This is a genomic window from Acanthopleuribacter pedis (assembly GCF_017377855.1).
GTDB lineage: Bacteria > Acidobacteriota > Holophagae > Acanthopleuribacterales > Acanthopleuribacteraceae > Acanthopleuribacter > Acanthopleuribacter pedis.
The window spans coordinates 100,855-125,018 of record NZ_JAFREP010000011.1; the positions used below are offsets into that span (position 1 = coordinate 100,855).

The following is a 24,164-nucleotide window of genomic DNA, read 5'->3' on the forward strand; positions in this document are numbered from 1 at the left end:
TGTTCAGCCTAAAAAGGTTAGCAGTTGGTCCAGATCGTCCTGGGCCAAGTCCGCGTTGGGGAAGTCGGAAGGGGTGAAGGTGGGCGTGTCGTCGGCGAGCGCGTGGGTAATCAGGGCGGTTAAGCCGCGTTTCAGTTCGTCGCGCAGGGCTTCGATGGTGGCCGCCTCGAAGCGGGCGGCGCTGTAGTCGATCAGGAAGCTCAGGCGGCCGTGCTGGACCTGGGCCGTGATTTCCAGTTCGAGCGAGCGTGGGTTGTCGCGGTGGATGTCGCCGAGCAGCAGGTCGTCGACGGGTTGTAGTGGGGTGTCCGCGTCGAGGACGCCGTCCAGCTGGCCGAGGTAGTTAAAACCCACCCGCGGTTGCGGCAGCGCCGCCATGGCGGCACGCACGGCGGGGTCGGGGTGCAGCGTGCGCAGCAGACCGAAGCCGAGACCGTCGTTGGGGACGGCCTTGAGGCGTTCCTTGGTTTCCTTGAGCAAGCGGTCCAGGTCGCCGTCGACGGGTAACCACAGCGGATAAATCGCGGTGAACCAGCCCACGGTGCGCGCCACATCGCTGTTGCCGCGTCCGTGGCTCTCTACTTCAAGCAAGGCACCGTCCTCGTTGCTCCATTGCGCCAATGCGGCGGCGACGGCGGCGGAGAGCAGGGTTTGCAGCGGCAGACCGGTACTTTGCGGGATCTCATGCAGCAGTTGCGCGGTGCCGGTCGCGTCCAGGGACTCGCGCACCAAGGCCAAATCGGCGTGGTGGTTGGTTCCGTTGGGATGGTCGACCGGGAGGGTCGGGTTTTTGGGCAGTGCCGCCTGCCAGTAGGCCAGTTCCTCGCGGCGTTCGTCGGCGCGGGCGGCGGCCTGTTGCTGTTGCGCCCATTGTTGGAAGGAAAGGGATTTTGCGGGCAGTGCAAGGGGTTGATCGGCGGCCGCTTGGGCGTAGGCCGTCATAAAGTCTTCGAGCAGGATGCGCCAGGAAACACCGTCGACAATCAGGTGATGGCAGACCCACAAGAGCAGCGAGGGGGCCGTGCCGCAATCCAACAAAAACACCCGTTGGGCCGGGCCTTTTTCCAGATCGAGGCCGCTTTGGAGGTCGGCACAACGCGCGGCGATGTGGGCGCGGCGACGGGTTTCGTCCCAATCGCCCAGGTCACCCAAGGCGACCGTTTCCACGAGGTCGGCGGTTTCTTGTTCGGGTAACCACTGCACCACCGCGCCGAGCGCGTCTTGGCTGAAGCGGGCGCGCAGTTGGTCGTGGTGGTTGGCGAGGTGGGTCAGGACGGCGCGGGTCAGCGCGGTGTCCAGCGGGGTTTGTTGTTCGAACAAGAGCGCTTGGTTGAAGTGGTGTGCCCGCGGCAAACGCTGCTGGAAAAACCAAATTTGGATTGGGGTTAACGCGACGGGGCCGGACACGGCCTGTTGCGTGAGCACCTCGGTTGCCGCGTCCTCCTCGACGGTGACGACGCGTGCCAGTTCGGCGAGGGTTTGGTGTTCAAAGATGTCCTTGGCGGTGAGGGTTAGGCCGGCGTGGCGGGCCTTGGCGACGACTTGCAGGCTGAGGATGGAATCGCCGCCCGCGGCAAAGAAGTTGTCGTTGGGGCCGATGTTTTTTTGCGGCAGGAGTTCTTGCCAAATGCGCTGCAACACCGCGGCGGGACCTTGCGCGGCAACGGGTTCTGTTTCCTTCTCCGTCGTCGCCGCGATCTCCATTTGGGCCAAGCGCAAGCGATCAATTTTGCCGTTGGCGGTCAGCGGCATGCTGTCGCGGTGCTGCCACACGCTTGGGACCATGTAGTCGGGCAGCCGCGTGGCCAGCCAGGCGCGTAACCTGTCGCTGTCGGCCGAACCCGTGTAGCTGCAAACCAGGAAACGGTGGTGGCTGTCGCCGCGGGCCTGAACCACCGCGACTTGGACTTGGTCGTGGGCGGTCAGGTGTGCTTCGATGTCCGCCGTTTCGATGCGGAACCCGCGAATTTTGACCTGTTGATCGCGGCGACCGACCAATTCAAGACAGCCGTTGCGACCCCGTCTCGCCAAGTCTCCCGTGCGGTAAAGACGGGCGCCCGGCGTGTCGCTGAAGGGATGGGGCACAAAGGCCGCCGCGGTTTTGGCGGGGTCGCCGCCGTAGCAACGGGCCAAGCCGGGCCCGCCGATGTAAAGTTCGCCGACCACGCCGGTGGCGGTGAGGCGGCCGAAGCGGTCGAGCACCCAGGTTTCCACGCCGGGGAAGGCCGTGCCGATGGGTAAAACCGCGTCGTCGGCGGCGGTGCCGCGTTGGGGTTGGTACCAGGTCGAGTCGATGCTCGCCTCGGTCAGGCCGTAACTGTTGACCAGCCGGGTTTCGGCGCCGCAAACCGCTTCCAGCGCGGCTTGATCGCGGGCGTACCACAGATCGGAACCGGTGATGATCATCGTCATGAAATCGAGCCGCCGCCCGGTGTCGCCGACCCACTGAACCAGGTGGCGCAAGACGGCGGGCACGAATTCGGCGTGGCTCACGGCCTGTTCGCGCAGCAGGGTGTACAACGCGGGGGGGTCGAGCAAGGTTTCGGCCGGGCAAAGCACGAGGCGCCCGCCGCTGCACAAGGCGCGGATCAGGTCGCCGCCCCAAACGTCGAAAGAGAAGGCGGCCATCTGCAGGTGGGCGTGGTGGGGTTGCAGGTCGTAGGCTTGCAACCACGCGGCCGCGCTGCTTGCCAGGGCGCCGTGGGTGTTGACCACCGCCTTGGGTGTGCCGGTCGAACCGGAGGTGAACACCGCATAGGCGGCGCGGTCGGGGTCGATCACCAAGTCCGGGTTGTGCTCGGGTTGGCGGGCGATGATGGCGGCGGCGGTGTCGCGGTTCAGCGTGGCGCGGCCGAATTGGCGCGCCTGTTCGTCGGTTTCGTTGTTGGTGATCAGCAGGCGCACCTTGCCGTGTTCCACCATGCTCGCCAAGCGGGCGGCGGGCAAACGCGGATCCAGTGGCACGTAGACCTGGCCGGCTTTGAGGCAGGCGAGCACCGCGATCACCGTGGCGGCCCCGCGCGGCAGGCAAATCCCGATTTGGCTTTCGGGCGCGCGTCCCAGCGTGCCCAGGTGATGGGCCAGTTGGTTGGCCGACTGGTTGAGGGCGGCGTAGCTCAGGGCATTGCCGTTGTCGACGACCGCCGCGGCCGCGCCTTGGCGGGCGGCCCATGCCTCGAAGCGGGCAGCGATGTTTTGGGTGAGTGCCGCGGGTGGCAGGGGCGGCGCGCTGCCCAGGGCGCGCAACTGCTGTTGTTCCGCGGCCGGGATCAGGGTCAGGTTGGACAGCGGCCGGTCCGGGTGGCGGCAAACCTGGCCGAGCACTTGGGCCAAGCTTTCGCACAGGCGTTGCATGGTTGCCGGTTCGAACAGGTCGGTGCGGTACTCCAGGTCGCCTTGATAGCCGTTTTCGGTTTGGCGCAGCGAGAGGGTGAGATCGAACTCGGAGCGGGTGCCCGCCTGGTCGATGGGTGTCGCTTCGAGGCCGTCCAGCGTGAGCGGCGGCAAGGGCGCGTTGTTGAGGATGAACATCACCTGGAACAGCGGCGCGTGGGCCAGGCTGCGCTCCGGTTGGAGCAGGTCGACCACCCGTTCAAAGGGGGTGTCGGCGTGCTGGAAGGCGGCAAGACTGTTGCGTTTCACCGTGGCCAAGAGTTCGGCGAAGCTGTGTTTGGGATGGACGTGGTTGCGGAGTACGAGGGTGTTGAGGAACAAACCGACGACCTGTTCCAGGTCACCGTGATCGCGGCCCGCGACCGGCGTACCAACCGCAATATCGGCTTGGCCGGACCAGTCGGCGAGCAACAGGTTAAAGGCGGCGAGCAGCACCATAAAAGGCGTGACGCCCTCGTGTTGTGCCAGACGATCAACTTGGACCGCAAGGGTTTGCGGGAAATGGACCGGGCGCAACGCGCCCTGGTAATTCTGTTGTAAGGGACGGGGATGGTCGGTAGGCAATGCCAGCAGCGGCGGCAGACCGGCCAGGGTTTCGGCCCAAAACCGTTCCGAAACCGCCGCGTTCGACCGGTGCTGTTGGTGGTAGGCAAAGTCGCGGTACTGCAAACCCTCGGCGCGGTTGTTGGGTTGGGATCCGGCGCACGCGGCGTTGTAAGCCGCGGTCAGGTCGCCGAGCAACACGCCCATTGACCAACCGTCCGCGATCAGGTGGTGCAGTGTCAGCGAGAGGACGTGTTCCTCCTCGCTGAGCGCAAAAAGCGCCCAGCGCACGAGGGGACCTTGTTCCAGTTGGAACGGGGTTTGGCTTTGCGCGGCAAGTTGGCGCTGGAGTTCCCGTTCCCGTTGGTCCGGGTCGAGCGGGGTGAGGTCAAAAGCGCACACCTCGGCGGCGCGGCTTGGATCCATCGCGATGAAACCGGAACCCGCGTCAACGGCTACAAAACTGCACAGCATCGGATGGCGTTGGTTGAGCGCGGCGACGGCGGCGTTCAGCGCGTCGCGATCCAACTGACCCTTGAGGCGCAGGGCGAGCGGCATGTTGTGGGTGGCGCTCGGGCCGTCGAATTGGTCGAGGAACCACAGGCGTTGTTGCTGGGATGACAGTGGGATGCGTGCGTCGGCGGGGGCCGGGGTCAGGGTTTTGTGGGCGCGGCGTTGGTGTTGGTCGGCGACCCGTGCCAAATCGGCCAAAACGGGATGCTCAAACAGCAGCGGCAGTTCCAGGTCGATGCCGAAGCGTTCCCGCAAGCGGGTGCGCACTTGGCCGGCCAGCAAGGAATGGCCGCCGAGTTCGAAGAAGTGACTGTCCGCGCCGACGGCGGCGCCGTGCAGCAGCTCGTGCCAGACTAGTGCAATTTGCTGTTCCGTCTGGGTTTGCAGCGGTTGGTGTGGGTTGGTGGTCGCTTGTGGCAGCGCGGCGATGTCCAGTTTCCCGTTGACGGTGAGCGGGAAGGCCTCAAGCACCTGCACGCTGCTCGGCATATGGGTTGCCGGCAGCAACTCGGCCAAGGCTTGGCGCAAGCGCGCGGGTTCGGGTCGGTTGCCGGCGGTCGCGACATAGGCGTCGAGACGTTGGGCCTCGGCGTCAAAAACCACCGCGGCCTGGGCCACGCCGGGGCATTGTTGCAACACCTGTTCGATTTCACCGGGTTCGATGCGCAAGCCGCGCCATTTGATCTGGCGGTCCAGGCGCCCCAAAAATTCGAGACGGCCGTCCGACCTTTCGACGAGGCGGTCGCCGCTGTAGTAAACCCGTGCGCCGGGTTCTGTGCTGAAGGGGTCGGGGCGGAAGGTGGCGGCGGTGCGGCGCGCATCGCCCGCGTAACCGCGCGCCAAGGTGGGACCGCCGATCAGCAGCTCGCCCGGCGTACCGGCTTCAACGGCTTGACCGCGCGCGTCGACCAAGGTTAGTCGGCAGGCCGGCAAGGCACGCCCGAGGGTCCAGCTTTGGTCGTCGCCATAGCGGTCGGCGCAGACGGTAATGGTGGTTTCGCTGGGGCCGTAAGCGTTGTGGAGGGTGCGGCCCGCGGCCCAACGGGTGAGGAGCGCGGGCGGACAGGTTTCGCCGCCGAGCACCAGGTGACGCAGGTTGGGCAAATCGGTTTCGGGCCAGTGGGCCAAGGCCGAGGGCGGGATTTGTACGTGGCTGATGCGTTGTGCGGCGAGGAAGGCCGTGGTTTGTTCGCCGTCGCGCAGGCAATCTTTGGGGGCGAGTACCAGGCAGGCGCCCGCGCCGAGGGCGAGGGCCACATCCGCCATGGCCACGTCGAAGTGCAGTCCCACCAATTGAAGCACACGGTCGCCGGGTTGGACCGCGTAGCGTTGGATGAGGTCCGCCTGCACCTGTTGGTAGGCGCCGTGGGTGACACATACCGGCTTGGGGGGGCCGCTGCTGCCGGAGGTGTGGACCAGGTACACCGCGTTGGCCGCGTCGACCGCGACCGGGTCGCACGGGGTGGATTCGCTTTGATCAGCCTCGTGCCACCAACCCTGCAGGTCAAGTGCTCCGCTTTGTCCCGTGCCGATGTGGCAGTGGATCGGGAGACGTTGCAACATGGCGCGACGTCGTGGCTCGGGCTGATCGGCGTCGATGACGACCGCGACCCCGCCGCTGTGCCAGATCGCGAGCAAGGCGCCCAGGCGCGCGATTGACGGCTCCGCCACGACGGCAACCCGTTTTTCGGGTCCGATGCCGCGGCGGCGTAGATCCGCGGCCAAGTGTTGCACACGGCGGTAGAGCGCGGCATAGGTCAGCGTGGTTTGCCCGTCGGACAGCGCCGCTTGTTCGGGGCAGGCCGCCGCATGGGCCGCCAGCTTTTGGCTCAGGGTCAAGCCGGGTTCGCTTGGCGCCTGGTTGGCTTGGGGCGCGGGGGTTGCGGGCACAACTTGGGCGGGGGTCTCGTTGGCTTGGCTGAGGTCGCGGCGTAAACCCTCGCACAACGCGGCGATGGTCGCCGCGTCGAAGTACCGCGTTTGGTATTCGCATGCCAACACGAAGTGATCGCCGCAATCGACCGCGTTCAGGATGATCGGGAAGGCGCTGTAGGCGACGCTGCCGCCGGCAAAAGTGACGGCAAGGTCTTCCAGCTTGGGCAGGGTCGGTGCCTTTTCATAGTTAAACAACGCGGGCGGCGCGGGCGTGGGACCTTGTTCGCGGGCCAGCGCCTCGAACCAATCGGCGAAGGGCACATCGGCGTTTTCAAAGGCCTCAAGCACTTGGGCTCGGGTGGCGTCCAGTTGTTCGTCGAAGTTGTCACCGCCGGGGTTGGCGCGCAACGGCAGGAGGTGGGTGCAGTAGCCGACCACCGCGTTTTGATGGGCGCCTTTGCGGCCGGTGCTGGGCGTGGCGATGACCCAATCACGGGTTTCGGCGACCTGTTGCAAACGGCGACACCAGGCGGTGAGCAGCACCATAAACGGCGTGGCCCGTCGCGCGGCGGCGGTGGTTTTGATCGCGGCCGCGGGCAGGGTGAAGCCCGTGCGGCGACCCGCGTAGCGCGTGGCTTGCCGGTCGCGGACCGGGAAGGGGTTGGCAAAGCGATGCCCGCGGAACCGTTGCAGCCAGTAGGCGCGTTGTTGTGGATCGACGCCGCCCGTTTCGGTCAAGAAGTTTTGGAAGCTAGGGGCCGGTGCGTCGAAGGTTTCGCCCGCGTAGGCCGACCATAGATCGTGCAGCACCAAACCGGCCGACCAACCGTCGGCGACCACGTGGTGCAGGCGCAGGTGCAGGCGGACTTTTTCTTCCGAAAGTTGGAAGACCAGTGCGCGGCAGGGGGCTTGTTCGCGCAAATCCCAAACCTGTTGCGCCGCTTCCTCAAGCTTTTGGCGCAAGGCGGCGTCGGGATCGGCTGTTTCGCGCAAATCGAACCAGGTGATCCCGTTGGTTTCCTCAACGGCCCATTGGTGTTCGCCGTCGTTGCGCAGGCGCAGTGCTTGGTGGCGTTGTTGCACCGCGCGGTAGGCGGCTTGCAAACGGATGCGGTCGAGTCTGCCGTTCAGATCCAGGTCGGCGCTGAGGTGGTAGGCGCTGTCGGCGCGACGGTCGCGGGCGACGCCCAGCATCATTTGCTGTTGCGCACGTGACAAGGGAAAGCGGCTGTTTCCCGATTTGGGTGTTACCGCCTCCGCGCGGTTTGATCCGGCTGAGCCCGGCAAAAAACCACCGCGGCGCAGTTCCTGGACCGCGTGTTTGACCGCGTCGGCGACGGCCGCGATATCGGCCTCGGTGTGTGCCGCGGAGAAGAAACAGGTTCGCCCTTCCCAGATGTACACCCCTTGGTGGACCAGATGGTAGAAAAACAGGTCGAGGTTTTGCTGGAAGTTGAAGCGGAACAGCGAGGCGAAGTGGTCGATGCGAATCGGGACCTGTTCTTTTGCGAACCATTGGTTGAGCTGTTCGGCGAAAGCGGCGGTGCGTTGGTTGAGCCCGTCTTGCAGGGCCGGCCCGGCCGTTTCAATGTGTTGAAGCACCGCGTGGGCGGCCGCCATGGTGAGCGGGTGTTTGCAGAAGGTGCCCGCGAAGAAGGTGGTGTCCGCCGCCGGGTAACTGGCGTCGCCGTATTGCCAGGTCCCGCCGTCGAGGGCGTCCATAAAGGCCGCATCGCCCGCGACCACGCCGATCGGCATGCCGCCCCCCGCGATTTTCCCGTAGGTACACAGGTCGGCGTGGACGTCAAACCAGGCTTGCGCACCGCCCGGCGCGCAGCGGAAACCGGTAATCATTTCGTCAAAGATCAGCGCACAGCCCACCGCGCGGGTCAGCGTGCGCAGGCGCTGCAAAAAGGCGCGGGGTTGCAGCGCCGGGTTGCGGCTTTGCACCGGTTCGACCAGAACCGCCGCCAGTTCACGGCCATGTTGTTCGATGAACGTCAAGGCCGCGTCATCGCCGTAGCGCAGGATTACCATGTCGGCCACCGCGCTGTCGGGAATCCCCGCGATCGGGGCGATGGTGCGGCCTTGTTCGTCGGCCGAACCCAGGGTGGCGTCGCCGTGGCCGTGGTAGGAACCGGCGAACATCGCGATTTTGGCGCGCCCCGTTTTGGCGCGGGCCAAGCGGCAGGCGGTCATGATCGCTTCCGTGCCCGAGTTGAGGAACGCCGCGCGTTCCGTGCCGGTTAAGCGGCACAGCAAGGCGGCGGTTTCGCCCGCAAGCGCGGATTGCGGCCCAATTTGGAAACCCCGCGCCAGCGTTTCTTGCAAGGCAGCCGTCACACAATCGGGCTGGTGGCCGAGCAGGCTGCTGCCAAAACCCATGGTGATGTCGATAAAGCGGTTGCCGTCCAAATCCCAGAAATACGCGCCTTGGGAGCGGTCGGCCACAATCGGGTACAGCATTTCTTTGGTGGAAAAGCGGAAGCCGGCCGAGGCGCGGTTGTCGGTGAGTTGGTTGCGACTTTTGGCCGCGTAAGCTTTGGACGCGGCGGTTCGTGCCGTATAGGCCGTGGTCAGGCTGTCCAGGTGGGCCTGCTGTTGTTCGCTGAGTCGGCCGCGGTTCAGGTTCAAGCCGCCGAAGGGCAGGGTGGCGGCGCCCGCTTTTTGGGGTGGTGTTTTGGCTAGCTTGGGTGCCTCGGCACGCGCGGGTTGGGGCGCGGCACCGCGTTGTTCCAGCACCGCGAGTTGGCGTTGCTCCAAAACGGCGAGTTGCCGTTGCTCCAAAACGGCGAGTTGCCGTTGCTCCAAAACGGCGAGTTGCCGTTGCATGATGTCGAGCTGTTGCTGGAACAGAACCGCGACCGCATCGTCGCCCGCGTCCAAACGGGTGGCGGCCGGCTCGGGTTCGGCCGGTACCGTCGCGGCGGGGGTGCGGGCGGCGATGTGTTCCGCGAGCAGGCGCGGGCTGTGCAGGTCTTCAAAAAATTGGCGTAACTGAAGTTGTACCTTAAACTTGCGCTCTAGTTTTTGGGCGGCGTCCGCGAGGGCGACCGAATCGCTGCCCAGTTCCAACAGCGAACTGTCAGGGTCGATGCTATGTTTGGGGATCATCAACACGTCGGCCAGCAGGGTGAGAATACCGTCCAATACCGAACTGCTTGCTTCGACCGGCGCGGTTTCTTTGACTTGCGTCTTAACGCCGCTTTTGCCGATCAACGGGAACCGCTCCTGTTGGAACGGGTAAAGCGGGGCTTTGGGGCGATTCGTCGGCTTGGCGTGGTGGCTGTCAAAAGCGTTCCAATCGACGTTGCCGCCGGCCGTGTACCAGCGTCCCAGATCGGAAAACAACGGATGCAACGCCGCTGCAGCGTCCGTTTTGGATTTTTGTTTCTGTCCTGGCAACCATTGCAATGAGGGGTCGGGAAGGTTTTGGCGAGCTAAGCCGGTTAACACCGAAACCGCGCCCACTTCCAAAAAGCAGTTAACGCCCATTTCCGCCGCCTGTTGCAACGAGGCCGCGAACAAAACGGGTTGGCGAATGTGGTCGATCCAGTATTGCGGTGTTTGCATCGCGCCGTTGTCCAGGCGCCCGGTCAGGTTGCTAATGATGGGTTTGGTCGCCGGGGAAAACACGGCTTTTTCGATGACGGCCGCAAAGGCCGCCGCCGCCGGTTCCATCAGCGATGAGTGGAAACCAAAACCCACGGGCAAAAGTTTGCCGCCGATGCCCTTTTGTTTCAATTGGTTGAGGAAGTCTGTTACCGCATCGCGGTCACCCGCCACCACCGTTTGTTTGGGGCTGTTCACCGCCGCGATATCGAGGTCACGGCCCATTGCTTCCAATAAAGCGCGGGTCCGCGGCGCGTCGCGATGGATCGCCGCCATGGCGCCCGCGACCGGTACCGCCTGCATGGCGCGCCCGCGCGCGGCCACCAGGGACACCGCGGTTTCGAGGCTAAAAATGCCGGCCAAACAGGCCGCCACGTATTCGCCGACGCTGTGGCCGAACACCACTTCGGGTTCTAAACCCCAGTGTTGCCACAGTTTGGCCGTGGCGTAGGCGGTGCAAAAAATGGCGGGTTGCGCGTACTGGGTTTGTGCCAAGCGCTCGGGGTCGGCGAGGATTTCGTGGAGTGCGACGTCACACATTTGATGCAAGATCGCGGCGCAGCGGTCCATGGATTGGCGGAAAACCGGATGCGCCGCCGCCAAACCCAAACCCATGCCCGCGTATTGGGTGCCCTGCCCGCCGATCATCATCGCCAAGCGCCGAGGTGGCAACGGTGCGTTTTCGGTTTTGGACATATTAATAATGACATGATCCAATTGCGCGCGCAGTTCGTCGGCGTCTTTGCCGAGTAGGGCCAAACGGGTGGGGAAGTGGTCGCGATCATGGCGCGCCCCATAAACCAAGTCCGCCAAATCCGCGCGGTCGCGGTAGCTTTGAGCCAGGGATGCCAAGGCGGCCGGGCCGTGGGCGGAAAGGGTGAGCAGTTCCAGCGCCGGTCGCTCCGGTTGCCGGTCGGCTTCGGTTGGTTTTGGCGGTTGGTAGCCGCCCAGTACCAGGTGGGCGTTGCTGCCCCCGATGCCGAAGCTGCTGACACCCGCGTAAGGTGGGCGGTTGCGTTGTGGCCAGGGTTTGCTTTTTGTGTTCACTTCCAGGGGGAGTTTGGCCCAGGGGATGTGCTGATTGGGTTCGTCGAAGTGCAGGTGGGCCGGGAGGCTGCCGTGGTGGAGCGCCAGCGCCGTGCGCAAAACGCCGGCAATGCCCGCCGCCGCTTCCAGGTGGCCGATGATGGTTTTGGCCGAACCCATCGCGACGGGATGTTTTCGGCCGAACAAACGGCCCAAGACGTTGACCTCGATTGGGTCGCCGAGTTGGGTGCCGGTGCCGTGGGCTTCGATGTAATCGATGTCGTCCGCGCTTAAACCCGCGTCGGCCAGCGCGCGTTCGATGACGCGGGCCTGGGCCGGCCCGGTGGGCGCGGTCAGGCCGCTGCTGGCGCCGTCGTGGTTGGTGGCGCTGCCGTGAATCACCGCGAGGATGGTGTCGCCGTCGGCTTCTGCATCGCTCAAGGTTTTGAGGATCAGCGCCGCGCAGCCTTCGCCGCGAACATAACCGTCGGCGGCCGCCGCGAAGGTATGGCAGGCACCAGAAGACGAGAGCACGCCCGCGGCGGCCAGCGCCTGACTGGAGGTTGCCGCGAGGATCAGGTTGATGCCGGCGGCGATTGCGGTACGGCATTCGCCGCGGCGTAAACTCTGACAGGCGAGGTGGATGGCAACCAGGCTGGAAGAACAAGCGGTGTCTACCACCATGCTGGGGCCGGTAAGACCTAGGCCGTAGGAAAGGCGACCCGCGTTGATGCTGAGCGCGGCGCCGGTGCCGGTGTAGGCGTTGACCCTATCGGGGTCTTTGATACCGCCCAAACGCAGGGCGTGGTCCAGGCTGCCGGTGCCGACGAACACGCCGGTTTCCGTTCCCGCCAATCCGGCGCGGGTGAGGCCCGCGTCTTCCAGCGCGTGATGGGCGACTTCCAGCAACAGGCGCTGGTGGGGATCCATCAGCGCCGCCTCGCGGGCCGGGATGTTGAAGAAGTTTGCGTCAAACAGTTCGACGGGGTCGAACGGTTCTACCGGGTCGGACGGGTCTGTCTCCAACAAGGCCGCGTGTAAGCCGGCCAAGGTGGGGTCGTTACTTTGGTCCGCGAAGCGCGGGTGATCGCACAGACGCGACACCGCCGAGCGGCCTTCCTGCTGCTGGCGGTGAAAATCCGCCAGGGTATTGATCCCGCCGGGGAAACGACAGGCGCCGCCGACAATCGCCAACGGGGCTTGTTGCCGTTGACCAAGGTCGCGGTTGACCTGCTTGAGGCGTTGGATCTCGCGAATGGCTTCCTGGAGCAGGCGGCGCCGGTCGGTGGTTCCCGTCATCAGCGCCCGCCTTGGCTGCTACCGAGTTCTTGCGCGAGTAATTCGGCAAGCTGATCTTCGTTCATGGCGTCCAAATCGGCGTCGTTTTGGGTTGGTTGTGGCTGAAGCCCGCACGTTTCGGCGAGGTGCGCGACCAGATCGTCGATGGTCGGGTAATCAAACACCAAGCCGGCTTCGAGTTCACAGTTGAATTCGTCTTCCAAGCGCCCTTTGAATTCAAGTGCGCCGATGGAATCAAGACCCAGTTCGAATAATTTTTGACTGCCCGGCAAGGCGCCCGCGTTGGACAGACCCATGGTGGCTGCGAGGTGTTCCCGGGTCAGGCGGTGGATGTCGCCGAGTCGCGGTGTCGCCGCGGGCGCGGTGATCTCGGCCGTCGCGGTTGCCTCCGTTTTATGCCAGGCCGCCACCGGTTTCCAGGCACGATCCAAAAATCCTCGGCGGGCTTGGTAGCGCTGTAATTTGCCGCAGGACGTTTTGGGGATGCTTTTGGGGGGCAACAAAACCACCGCGACGGGTTGGACACCGTGCAGGTGCCACACCTTTTCCCGGATCGCTTGCACCGTGTCGTCGGCGCGGCTTTCATCAAAGTGGCGCGGCGCGATCTCCTGCAAGATGACCAATTCTTCACCCGCTTCGCCCGCGACGCTGACGGCCGCGCCGCAACCGGGGCGCAGGCCCGGTGCCGTGCGTTCCACCGTGTGTTCGATGTCGCTGGGGTAGAGGTTGCGCCCGTTGAAAATGAGCAAATCTTTGATGCGGCCGGTGACATACAGCGAACCCGCCTGGACAAAACCCAGGTCGCCGGTGCGCAGATAAGGCCCGTCGCCCTCGGCGGTGTGCGCGGCAAAGTCGCGCTGGTTTTGTTCCGGTCGGTTTCGGTAACCGAGGGTGACGCCGCTGCCCTGCACCCAGATTTCGCCGATCTCGCCGTCGGGCCGCGTTTCCAGGGATTCCGGCGCAACGATGCGTACCTGTTGGTCGCGGTTGATGCGGCCCGAGGCGACCAGCTCCAAACGATCCGCCGCGTCGACGGGTTCCGGTGCGGTTTGATTGGCGGCCAGCGCTTTGGCCGAAACCGTGCGTGTTTCGGCTAGGCTGTTGGTGGCGACGCCACACACGAACAGGGTCGCCTCGGCCAAGCCGTAGCTGGGTTTGAGCGCGCTGCCGCGCAAGCCGGCGGCTGCAAAACGTTTGGCGAACCGTTTTAAGGTGGCGGCACGAATGGGTTCGGAGGCGTTAAAGGCTACCTCCCAGGTGGAGAGGTCTAACGCGGCTTGTTGTTCTTCGGTAATTTTGTGGCTGCACAGGTCGTAGGCGAAGTTGGGGCCGCCGCTGATGGTGCCGCCGAAACGGGTAATCGATTGCAACCAGCGCACCGGGTTTTTGATGAAGGAGGTGGGTGACATTAAAAACGCGCGGCAGCCCACGATGGCCGGCCCCAGCATACAACCAATCAAACCCATGTCGTGAAACAGGGGCAACCAACTCACCATGTGGCTCTCGCGGTGAAAACCGAATTCGCGACCGAAGGTTCCGATATTGGCCATCAGGTTGGCGTGGGTTACCTGGACACCCTTGGGATCGCCGGTTGAACCGGAGGTGTATTGCAAAAAGGCGAGGCTGTCCCCGCTCAAGGTCGGGGGTTGCCAAAAGGACGCGGCTGAATCGTCCAGCGAATCAACCGCCAGCAAGCGAACCCGAGAAAAAGTCGGTTTGTGCTGCAGCGCGCTTTCAATGGCAGGCAACAATTTGCTGCTGCTCAACAGGCCGTCCACGGCGGCGTCAACGGCGATGCGTTCCAAGCGTTGCCAATGGGCGGGGTTGGCCGTGGGCGGATAGGCGGGAACCGGGACCACGCCGGCGTAAAGACAACCGAAGAAGGTGCCGACAAAATCGCCGGGCCGGTCAAACAGCAGCAAAGCGCGCTCACGGATGCCCGCTTGCTGGATCGCGCCCGCGACGGCCCGCGCGCGTAAATCCAAATCGGAAAAACGAAGCTGGGTGGTTTCGAGGGATTGTTCGTTTAAAAAATCGAAAGCCGGTTTTTCACCTTGGTTATCTGCCAAATCGCGCAAACGGGTGACCAGGTTCGTCGCCGAACCAAACAATTCATGCGTCATGATGCACCTTTAATACGACGTCCGGGAACAGCATTCATCGGTAAACGTCTGGAGTGGAAAAGGTTACCGCGCGAGCCGACCTGTTGCCGTTTCGGCGCGTGGGAACCTAGGTTGTTTGTGGTAAATAAACGCGGGTTAGACAGCGGCCATGGCGACGAGCACGCGGCGTTCGCCGCTAAAGCTCTGGCGCCCATGGGCATAGAGTAAGTTGTCCAACATCAGCAGATCGCCGTTTTGCCAGGGAAAGGCAACCGCGACGTCCGCGTATACCGCGCGAATATGGTTGAGGTGGTCCTCATCGATGGGGGACCCGTCGGCATGAATCACATTGCGGGGCAGGTTCTCCTCGCCCGCAATCGACACCAACAGCTCACGGAGCTGAGGCTCCAGGGCGGAAACATGGAACAGGTGTGCTTGGTTAAACCACACCGTTTCACCGCGAACGGGGTGTTCCGTGGTGACTTGGCAACGCTGGCGCGTGTGCAGGCCGCCCTCGGTCCAGGTCCATTCGATGCCTTGCGCTTCGCAGTAAGCCTCAACCGCCTTGGGCTCCTCGGTGGCGAAGACCTTCTGCCAGGGCACGTCGAGACCGTCGTCGTAGTTGCGCACGTAGATCAGGCCTTTGCGTTCAAAGGTCTCGCGCACCTCGGCGTCCAGCTCGCGGTAGACGCGACGGCTGTCGGCCAGGGGCGTCGCACCGCCGCTTGCCGCCGCGGTTTGGCAAAAAAACCAAATCAAATCGGGCCAGCGCGTGGTGTAGGCCTGCTCGTTGTGGAGGGGGATGGCTTGGTGGGCGGGATATTCGGTGGATGTGTAGATGCCTTGCGCGAGTTCGCTACGGGGCGTTGAGCCAAAATCGTAGCCAAGCAGGGGCAGGTCAAAGGCGCGCAAGCAGTTTTGGAAATCATCGGGTGTGCGCCAGTCGAAGCCGCGCAACAAAAAGGCGCCCTCGTGACGGATACGAGCCTTGAGAAAAGGGACGAGTTGTGAGAAAGCTTGAGAAGCGGTATTCGTTTTCGAGAGGGTGATGAGATTTACGTTGTGAAATTTACGAAGAGCGCAGGTTTCGGCCGGAAAAGCCGTGTGTGTGAGACCGTGAAGTGTCATAGGAAGGACCTCAGAGTATGAATTAACTCTAATAAATCTAATGAGATCAATAAATGATGATGAATGGGCGTCCACAAACTGGAATCGTGACCCTAAGATGGCGGGAAAGGCAAAAAAAAATTTGAGTTTTCGCGACTTTTTGAAAATTGGTAAGTGCGGTTGTTTCCTCTTGGGGCAAACCCTACCACCAAAGTTCGCGGCGTCACAACCAAAAAATGCAGCATCTGAGACGATTCAGTTGGTAAAGTTGATGAACTTTTGTCGTTTCAAGGCGCCGTGTGATAGGTCACCTTTACCAATGGTTTAGATGAAGAAAATCATTAAGATGATTGATTTCAATTATTTGGCGTAATTTCTTTTAATATTGTAAGACTTATGTAAGAATGTCAGGCTTTTGTGAGTCTCCTCCGGCTTGGTTGTGAGCCGGCAAGGTGCTTTCTGGTTGTTTTCTGAGCGCTTGTTTTTTTCGCGTCTCTGTGGTTAGTTATCCTAAGGCGAAAATGGTTTGAAATAAGTGGGTTTGTGAATTTTTTTGGTTTTGGTTGTTTTAGGATAGAACGGTTGGTTTGAATTCATCCGAATGCTTTGTTGTGCGGCACAGGCGTTAAAAATATTTGGTGCCGGCCCCACTGAGCTTCGCCGTTGAGGGTCTTTTTTGGCTCTCGCCGCATTACCAAGTGAGACGTTATGCCGCTGATTGTTGCTTTGTTTCGTAAATCGCGTGTCCTGTTGCTTTCCGCGCTGGCCGCCAACGTTTTTAGTGCCGCCCTCGGCGTGTTGCTCGTGGCTTTGATCAACAATGCCGTTGCTTCGCCCGACTTGCAGTTCCAGGGCGGGGTGCCCTTGTTTGTCGGCTTGGTGTTGGTTCTGTTTGCATCAGGGGTTTGGTCTCAAAACCTGCTCAATCGCCTCGGCGCCCACATCGTGCGCGAACTGCGTTGCATGATGGTGCGGCGCGTGTTGGCCACGCCTTTGGCGACCGTCGAAGCCCTTGGCAGCCATCGCATTTACACGCTGCTCACCAGCGATATCGGCAATCTGTCTTGGGCCTTTGGCATGGTTCCGGTGATTGCGATGAACGCCATGATTGCCGTGCTGGGTTTTGCCTACCTCGGTTGGTTGTCGCCCTTGTTTTTGGTGGCCACCTTGGCATTATTGGTGTTCGGCATTGGCGGCACCCAGTTACTGTTGCAGCGCATGCGTGGCTTATTTGAAGAGAATCGCCGCCGTTACGACCGCCTGTTCCGCCACTTCGGCTCGGTGGTTTACGGCGGTAAGGAGTTGCGCCTCAACCGCGGCCGCGCCCAATATTTTTACAACCAACAGTTCCAGGGTACGGTGGATCGCCTGTTCGAAACCGGCATGAAAGCTGATTTGTTCGGCATCGTTTCCAACAATTGGAACAACCTCATCCTGTTCGCGGTGCTGGCCACGGTGCTGTTCGCGGCGCCCCTGGTTGAAGGTGCCGGTCGCGAGGTGGTCATTGGTTACATCTTGACGCTGATCTACCTGCGCGGGCCGCTCAACTCGCTGGTCGGAGCCTTGCCCGCCTTTTCGCGCGGGCGCATCGCCTTGCGCCAATTTGAGGATTTGGACCTGCCGCCGCTGCGCGAGGCAGCCGACGCATCCCCACCGGTTGCCGCGGGCAATTGGCAACAACTGCGCTTGGAAGGATTGCGCTTCAGTTATCCCGATCAGGGCGACGACTACACCTTTGCGGTCGGCCCGATCGACATGACCTTCAAACGCGGCGAAATCGTGTTTATCATCGGTGGTAACGGCAGTGGTAAATCCACCTTTGCCAAACTGGTAACCGGATTGTACCCCGCCGCGGCGGGCTCGATCCACCTGGACGATGTGCCCATCGATGCCGACAACCTCGACTGGTACCGCAACCATTTCAGCGCCGTTTTTTCCGATTACCATTTGTTTGACCAACTCTTAGACGCCGAGGGGGAACCGCCGGAAGACGCACGGGTGAAACGTTACCTCGAACACCTTTGCCTGGACCACAAGGTCCACAGCGAGGCGGGTGTGTTGTCCCGCACCGATCTTTCCGCGGGCCAACGCAAACGCCTGGCCTACATCCACACCCTGCTGGAAGATCGTTCACTGATTCTGTTCGACGAATGGGCGGCCGACCAAGACCCGGTGTTCCGTGAACTGTTTTACCGCGAGCTGCTGCCCAAGCTGCGCGACGCGGGCAAAACCCTGCTGGTCATCTCCCACGACGACCGTTACTTCGGCCTTGCCGATCGCCTGTTCAAATTCGAAAACGGCGTCCCCCGCCAACTGCCGATTGAATCCATTACGTCAGCCCCTTTGGCGCGGATGTAACCGGCCTGCCGGCCCGCGGCCACAAAAAAGGGGGACGGTGTCCCGAGAGCCGCCGTCGCCGCTGTTTTTGGGCATAAAGTGGCGCACATCGTTGCGACCTACGCCGCCGCGGCCGACCGCGATCAGCGCTTTCCCTTTAGCTGCGAGGCAACCACCGCCTGGGTTGCGTTAGCGCTTTTAGGGAAAAGGTTTCTTTTTTTAAAAAAAATAGCGATGTGTGACCGGGTTGTTGCCCGAAACGGACGTGAAGGGTTGGTAAGACAAGACAACTGCCCGTCGTTGGAACGAATGTGATCGAGAAAAGGTGTTGTAAAAAAAAGTGGCACGCTGAAATTTTGGTCTATTCTTGAGGTCGGTTTGACCTTTCAGGGTGAACTGAATGTCGGCAAATGTCGTGGCTTTTGTGGTCTCTTAGAGGTCCCTTGCTATGTGTCTCTTTCGCATCCCGCCTATCATTATCACGCCTCTGCCAACACACATCAGGAGAACCTGTCCTTGAAGCTCTATTCCTCTTCCTTTGCGTCTTTGTTGAAAGCTAAGAAACCGGTAACCCATCAGCACAACCCCCTAAACCGCCCCAAAAGCGCCTTGCACATCGCGTCCCGTTTCATTTTTTTGCTTGGCTGTTGTGTCGGGGTTGGTGTCGCCGCTCAAACCGTTTCACACACCGACTTCACCGTGCCCGATAAATGCAAAACGGAAACCACGGTCACCCTTGCTACCGCCTCCGCGAGTGTGTTGCTTGACTTTGAAGTGCGCTTGGATCCCGGATCCAACCACTTCCTCTGGCCCGCCTTGGAGATTGATGTCAACGGGACCCGGGTTGACCCGATGGTGACCACCGCCAATGGGTTGCAATCGCGCCTGGTCAACAAACCGCTGGAATACCAAAGCCGTCGCCGTGGTTTGGTTCCCTGGAACTGGGGCGCGGGTTGGTTGGTATTCACCGCCGAGGATTTTGCCTTTGCTGCCGGATTTGACGCCTTTTGGCCGCCGGCTGAAAGCGATCAAGGACAGCTGTTCCATTTCCAAATTGAAGTCGGCGACCTCATGGAAACCGGCACCAACCAGGTGGTGTTTCGCAACATCGCGACCCAGTGGAACGGGGACCTGGTGTTCTGCGGCTTCTCGGTTGTCACCGGGTCCACCCCCGCTTTTTCCAATGATTTACCGCCCGTGGGTGAGGTGGCCGCCGGCTACACCCGTGACCCCGGCAACACGCCCTTCACCTTCACCGTTACCGAAACCACGGCGCCCCGTGTCTCCCTTAACGGGGAAACCTACGCGGTAAACGGGCGATTGATTCGCACCCAAAACGGCGGTGTTGAAACGCGTGATTTAGTCGACTGTAGCAACTGTTGGTCTGACTTCCGTGTCGATCCGGTCATTCCCGACCAACAATGGGTCCTGACCGCAACCACCTTCGACCAACAACTCACCTTGGTGCGCACCTTCACCAAGCTGGGTGGAAAAGTGACCGTCGACGACCTTTTGACCAATCACACGGCGACCGACATGGGGGTTCACCTCGAAAACCGCATCATGTTTGCGGGCACGGCGCCCTCGCCCGCTTTCGGTATCCTGGCCGGCCGCCAAATGCAACTGCCCGCGAGCGGCAAACAGGTGTTGGATGAATTGCAACCCAACCATCCCAGCGTATTCCTGCAAGGGCATCACACCGGGCTGGGTTTGCTGGCGACCCAAGACGTCGCGCGCACCCATTACGAATCCCACCTCGAGCCCGACGCCGCGGTGATGGGCAGCCACGATTTGCGTGTCCCCGCCAATGGCTCGCTTTCCCTACACTGGGTGATCTACCCCGCGGACAGCCCCGATTATCTCCCCACCATGAACCGCATTCGCGAAGACTGGAACCTCAACTATGCCATGGACGGCCGCATGATGGTCATCATGCCGACCACCGCGGTGAACATGGACCTCGGCCTGCTTGCCGAACGCTTGAAACGCAACCGCGTGCGCTACCTGGTAGTGGCCGCGGTGCGCGACGGCGATATTCCCCAGGACCATTTGCCCGACGGTTATCCTTGGAGCGAGGATGAATCGGCGCGCACCGAACTCCACGGCCATGGGTTCCACTATGCGATTAGCCGCAACCAAGGCGACAACGAACTCACCGCCTTGGTGAATCAGGCCGCCGCCCGTGTGCGAAGCATCGATCCCAACATTAAGGTTCTTTATTACTTCAACAGCTTCCTCACCACGGAAAATCCGGCCACGCACAACGAGGAAGGCCACCCAGAATGGTACTTATACAAACATACCTATGACCCGAGCGAGGACGAGGATCCCCGCTACGCGTACAAACTGGAGCGGGTCTTTTTCGCCCGCTACGGTGAGCCCAACGCCGCCAACGATCCCTTCCGCGACCAGGTCCTGCAACCCGCCGTCGACCTGATGTTGGAACACCTCGATGTGGACGGCATCTTCTGGGACTTGTTCTCCGGCGCCAACATCCACAAGGGGTACCATTCGCCCTACAGCAACAGCCTCGAATTTTTCGATAATGGCGAAACCCGCGACACCATCGAAATGATTAAGGCCTCCGCGCCCTTTAACCGCGATCTGCTGAACCAAATCTACGACGCCGGCAAGTTCGTGATCACCAACGAAGGCGCCGCCAGCCATACCTTAATGGAAGCCGCCGCCAACCACCGCGTCTTGAACGTTCACGAGGACAACCTGCCCCACCGCATTTCCTCCGGTTTGCTGTCCACCCCGCTGGCGTTCCGCATCCCCGAGGCCTCGCCGCGCCACGTTATGGCCAACATGCGCCACACCGTGATGTTCGGCATGCTTTACAGCACCTACGTCGACGTGGCCTCCCAGGATCCCTACAACGCGTTGGAAGCGATCCACCCCTTTGAACCGCGCGAATTGCATCGCGGTTACTTGCTGGGCAAAAACAAAATCATCACCGTGCGACCCGGCAATTTTGGTTGGGACGCCGCAGAGACCGACGACATCAAGGTCACCCTTTTTGACGAAAACGGCGTCGCCCGCGCCGTCCAAGCCCCCCTGATCGAGCGCAACGGTCGCCTGTTGGTGGACCTCGACCTGCCTTGGGGCCACATGGCGGTCCTGGAACGACAGGGCCTCGAAGCGGCCTGGCGCTTTGAGGAACACAGCGGGGCCGCGGTTTCCGGTGGCGACAACGCCCCAAGCGGCACCCTGAACGGCGGCGCCGGCTTGGGCGGCAACGGTCGCATCGGTCTTGGTTTGAGCCAGGACGGCACCGGTAGCGTGGCTTTGGCCGACGACCCTGTTTTGCAGGGCGACACCTTCGCCGTATCCGCTTGGGTCAAACCCAGCCCCACCGCAGCACGCCAACCCTTGTTTGGTTGGGACGGCGACGTCGGTTTTGATGTGGCGGTTACCAACGGAACCCGCACCATGCGCGTCCAACTCGGCCCCAACTACTACCACGACTTCGCCGCGCCCGCCGATTTGTTCGACGGCAACTTCCACCACGTGGTGATGGCCGTGGATACCGGCGCCGGTTTGGCTTCCGCCGCGGTTTTTGTCGACGGAAAACCCATGGTTTCGGTGGGGCAAAACCTCCAGGGCCAAGCGGCCGTGCGCGGCCTCGCCGCCATCGGCGCCTTGGCGAACCACCGTTTCCACGGTGTGCTGGACGAGGTTCGTTTCTACAACTACGTTCCCTCACCCGCCCAAGCCGCGGCGCTCTACCGCGATGCCGCCCTCGTCGGAGCCTGGACCCTTGCCCAAGACGGGGCCGACTGGTCGCTCGCCGATACCTCCGGCTACGCCAATCATCCCGTTTCCAATGTGCCCATCAACCCCGCCGGCCATTTCGCACCCGCGCCTTCCGGTTGGGCCTTTGACTATTCACCCGCGCGGTCCGACGACCTCAAGGTCGAACTGGACGGTTCCCTGCTCGCCGTGGGCCACGGTGTGACCGTATCGGCTTGGATCAACGGCCGCGATCTCAACAGCGCCGGCCCCGACGCCCAAAGCATCCTCAACCTGGGTGATTGGAACACCACCAACCAGTACTTTCTGGGTTTCTACCAAAACCACCTGCGTTTTGTGGCCGGCGACCTCTGGGCGCGCGGCGCTGTTTTGGACCAAAGCCTCCTTTTGGACAACCGCTGGTACTATCTCGTCGGTACCGCGGATGCGAGCGGTCACCGCTTGTACGTCGACGGCGTGTTGCGGGCCCAAAGCGACGACGTGCCGGGGACCATGAGCGACCAAAACTTCGACTTGTTTATCGGTCGCTTGGCCAACAGTGCCGGTGGTCGGTTCGACGGTTTGATTGCCGAGCCACGCGTTGAAATGCGCGCGCTCAGCAGCGCGGAAATTAACCGCCGTTACCTCGATGCCACCCTGGGCGCCGTTTGGAAATTGGAAGAGACCGAGGGCGATACCGCCTTCGATACCAGTGGCCACGCCCACCACGCAACCTTTGTGAACGGAACCCTCTCCGCGTGTCAAGCCGGCGGCGGTGTCGCGCTGACCATCGCGGAAGAAACACGCCTGCACGTCGCGGATGACGCCAAACTGGCCGCGGTTCCCAACGCCGACGGTTCCTCCGGCCAATTGACCCTGGTGGTCCAGGGCGTGCACAACGCCGGCGCTTCAACCGCCGATCAAACGCTGTTCTTCAAAACCGATCACCCCACCGATCCCAATGAGCGGGGTTACTACCTCGTCATCCATAATTCGCGCCTGCACATCAAACACGGCGACGACAAACTCTGGGTCGCCCAGGACCATTCGCTCCACGACGGGGACTGGTTCCACGTGGCCGCGATCATTGACGGCGGCAGCTACCGCATGTTCCTCAACGGGGAGGAAGTACCCCTGACCCCGACCAATCTGTCCGGTCCCAGCGGTTTGGGTGCCGATGGGCTGTACCTGGGCGGTCGTAACGGCGGTTCTTGGTTTCAAGGCAAGCTGGTTGATGCCCGCATCTACCGTGGTGTTTTGTCGCCCGGCATGATTGACGATTTGATCGACGCCGCCAACACTACCGCGGTGTTTCCGATTAACCGCGACGGCGTCGTCACCGGCGACGATTTAAGCCAAAACCAACACCACGGGTTGGCCGTGGACGTGACGCTTGATGGGGAGGGCCACGCCTTGTTTGGTCCGGGAGGGTATGTTCGCGTGGGGCATCATCAGGGCCTCAATCCCGTGGGTCAACGCTTTACCCTTTCCGCGCGGATCCGTTGGCAAGGTGCCTTTCCGGTTAAAAACGGCGTGACCTTTTACGATCCCGTCCCCATCGTCTCCAAGGGGAATTGGAACGAATGTAACTACTACGGCTTGCTGTTGACGAAAAACCGCCTGCGCTTCGCATTTGGCTCCAACTGGGGCGCGAAAAGTCTCCAAGCCGAGCTGACCCATCTGCAACCCGACACCTGGCACACGATTACCGCCGTGGTTGACGGCAGTTACCGTGCGATTTTCATCGACGGCAACGAGGTGGTCCACCAAAACGACTTTGCGGTGGGTTTTGACCCCGCATGCCAAACGGCTCCATGTGCCGAGAACCCCGCGCAAATGGAGGGTTTGCCGTGTAATGACAGTCCCTTGTACATCGGGGACCCCCGCCATCTCCATGCCTTCAAGGGCAACATCGAGGATGTGAGCATCCGCCAGGATGTTCAACCCGCCGGCGACCGATACGTGGATGGGCGCTGGCGCCTTGACGGCAACGGGCGCGGGATGGGCCGTCTACGTGCTGCCGCCGACCTGCCGGCCGCCGCCTTCGCTTCCGGCATCCGCGACCTGGCCCTCGATCTGGAAGACAGCGTCGCCGGCACCGCCACGGTTGCGCACCAGGCGGAACTGAACCCGAGCGGTGACTTCACCTTCAGTGCTTGGATCAAACCCGAAACCCTGGACTCGTTTTCCGCCGACTTTGGCGACACCATCGTCTCCAAGGGCGATTGGAATGGGGACAATGGTTTCTTGCTCGGTTTCTATCAGGGTCACCTGCGTTTCACCGCCGGTCAAAACTGGGGCGCCGGCTTGAACTTATCCATCGCTGACAGCGGCGTGGTACCGGGTCAGTGGTTTCTGGTGACCGCGGTACGCGAGGGCAACCAACTGACCCTGTACATAAATGGTCAGTTCAAGAAGTCTGCAAGTCCGCCCGCCGTGGCGATTACCACCCAACACCCCTTGAAATTGGGCAGCATGGGCAACGTCAGTCGCTTCGACGGGTTGCTGGACGAGGTGCGTTATTACCGACGCGCCTTGAGCGCTGCCGAGGTGCTTGCGCTTTGGGACGCGGACGCCCCGCAATAATCACGGGCCAAATAACCTATGATCAAACCCCGGCGGGCG

5 protein-coding genes are annotated in these 24,164 nt (G+C 62.0%); 2 read left to right on the forward strand and 3 right to left on the reverse strand.

All coding sequences use genetic code 11. The annotated features are described in order from the left end of the window. Positions 1 to 3: 3 nt before the first annotated feature. The 3 genes from J3U88_RS13190 to J3U88_RS13200 all read right to left on the reverse strand — a co-directional run bounded on the left by J3U88_RS13190 (position 4) and on the right by J3U88_RS13200 (position 15,491). Complete coding sequence (locus J3U88_RS13190; RefSeq protein ID WP_207859239.1) at positions 4 to 12,261, reverse strand: non-ribosomal peptide synthetase/type I polyketide synthase; 12,258 nt, start codon at positions 12,259 to 12,261, stop codon at positions 4 to 6. Then, positions 12,261 to 14,384, reverse strand: a complete 2,124-nt coding sequence (locus J3U88_RS13195; RefSeq protein WP_207859240.1) for an AMP-binding protein — start codon at positions 14,382 to 14,384, stop codon at positions 12,261 to 12,263. Before J3U88_RS13195 ends, J3U88_RS13190 begins: the two co-directional genes overlap by 1 nt. 135 nt (positions 14,385 to 14,519) lie before the next feature. Then, positions 14,520 to 15,491, reverse strand: a complete 972-nt coding sequence (locus tag J3U88_RS13200) for a TauD/TfdA family dioxygenase (protein WP_207859241.1) — start codon at positions 15,489 to 15,491, stop codon at positions 14,520 to 14,522. A 687-nt stretch (positions 15,492 to 16,178) separates the two neighbouring features. Here J3U88_RS13200 and J3U88_RS13205 point away from each other — a divergent pair. Then, a complete protein-coding gene (locus tag J3U88_RS13205; protein ID WP_207859243.1) occupies positions 16,179 to 17,828 on the forward strand; it encodes a cyclic peptide export ABC transporter in 1,650 nt (549 codons plus the stop codon). A 495-nt stretch (positions 17,829 to 18,323) separates the two neighbouring features. Then, positions 18,324 to 24,125 (forward strand): LamG domain-containing protein, encoded by a 5,802-nt coding sequence (locus J3U88_RS13210; RefSeq protein ID WP_207859245.1) that lies wholly within the window; start codon positions 18,324 to 18,326, stop codon positions 24,123 to 24,125. Positions 24,126 to 24,164: the final 39 nt, after the last annotated feature.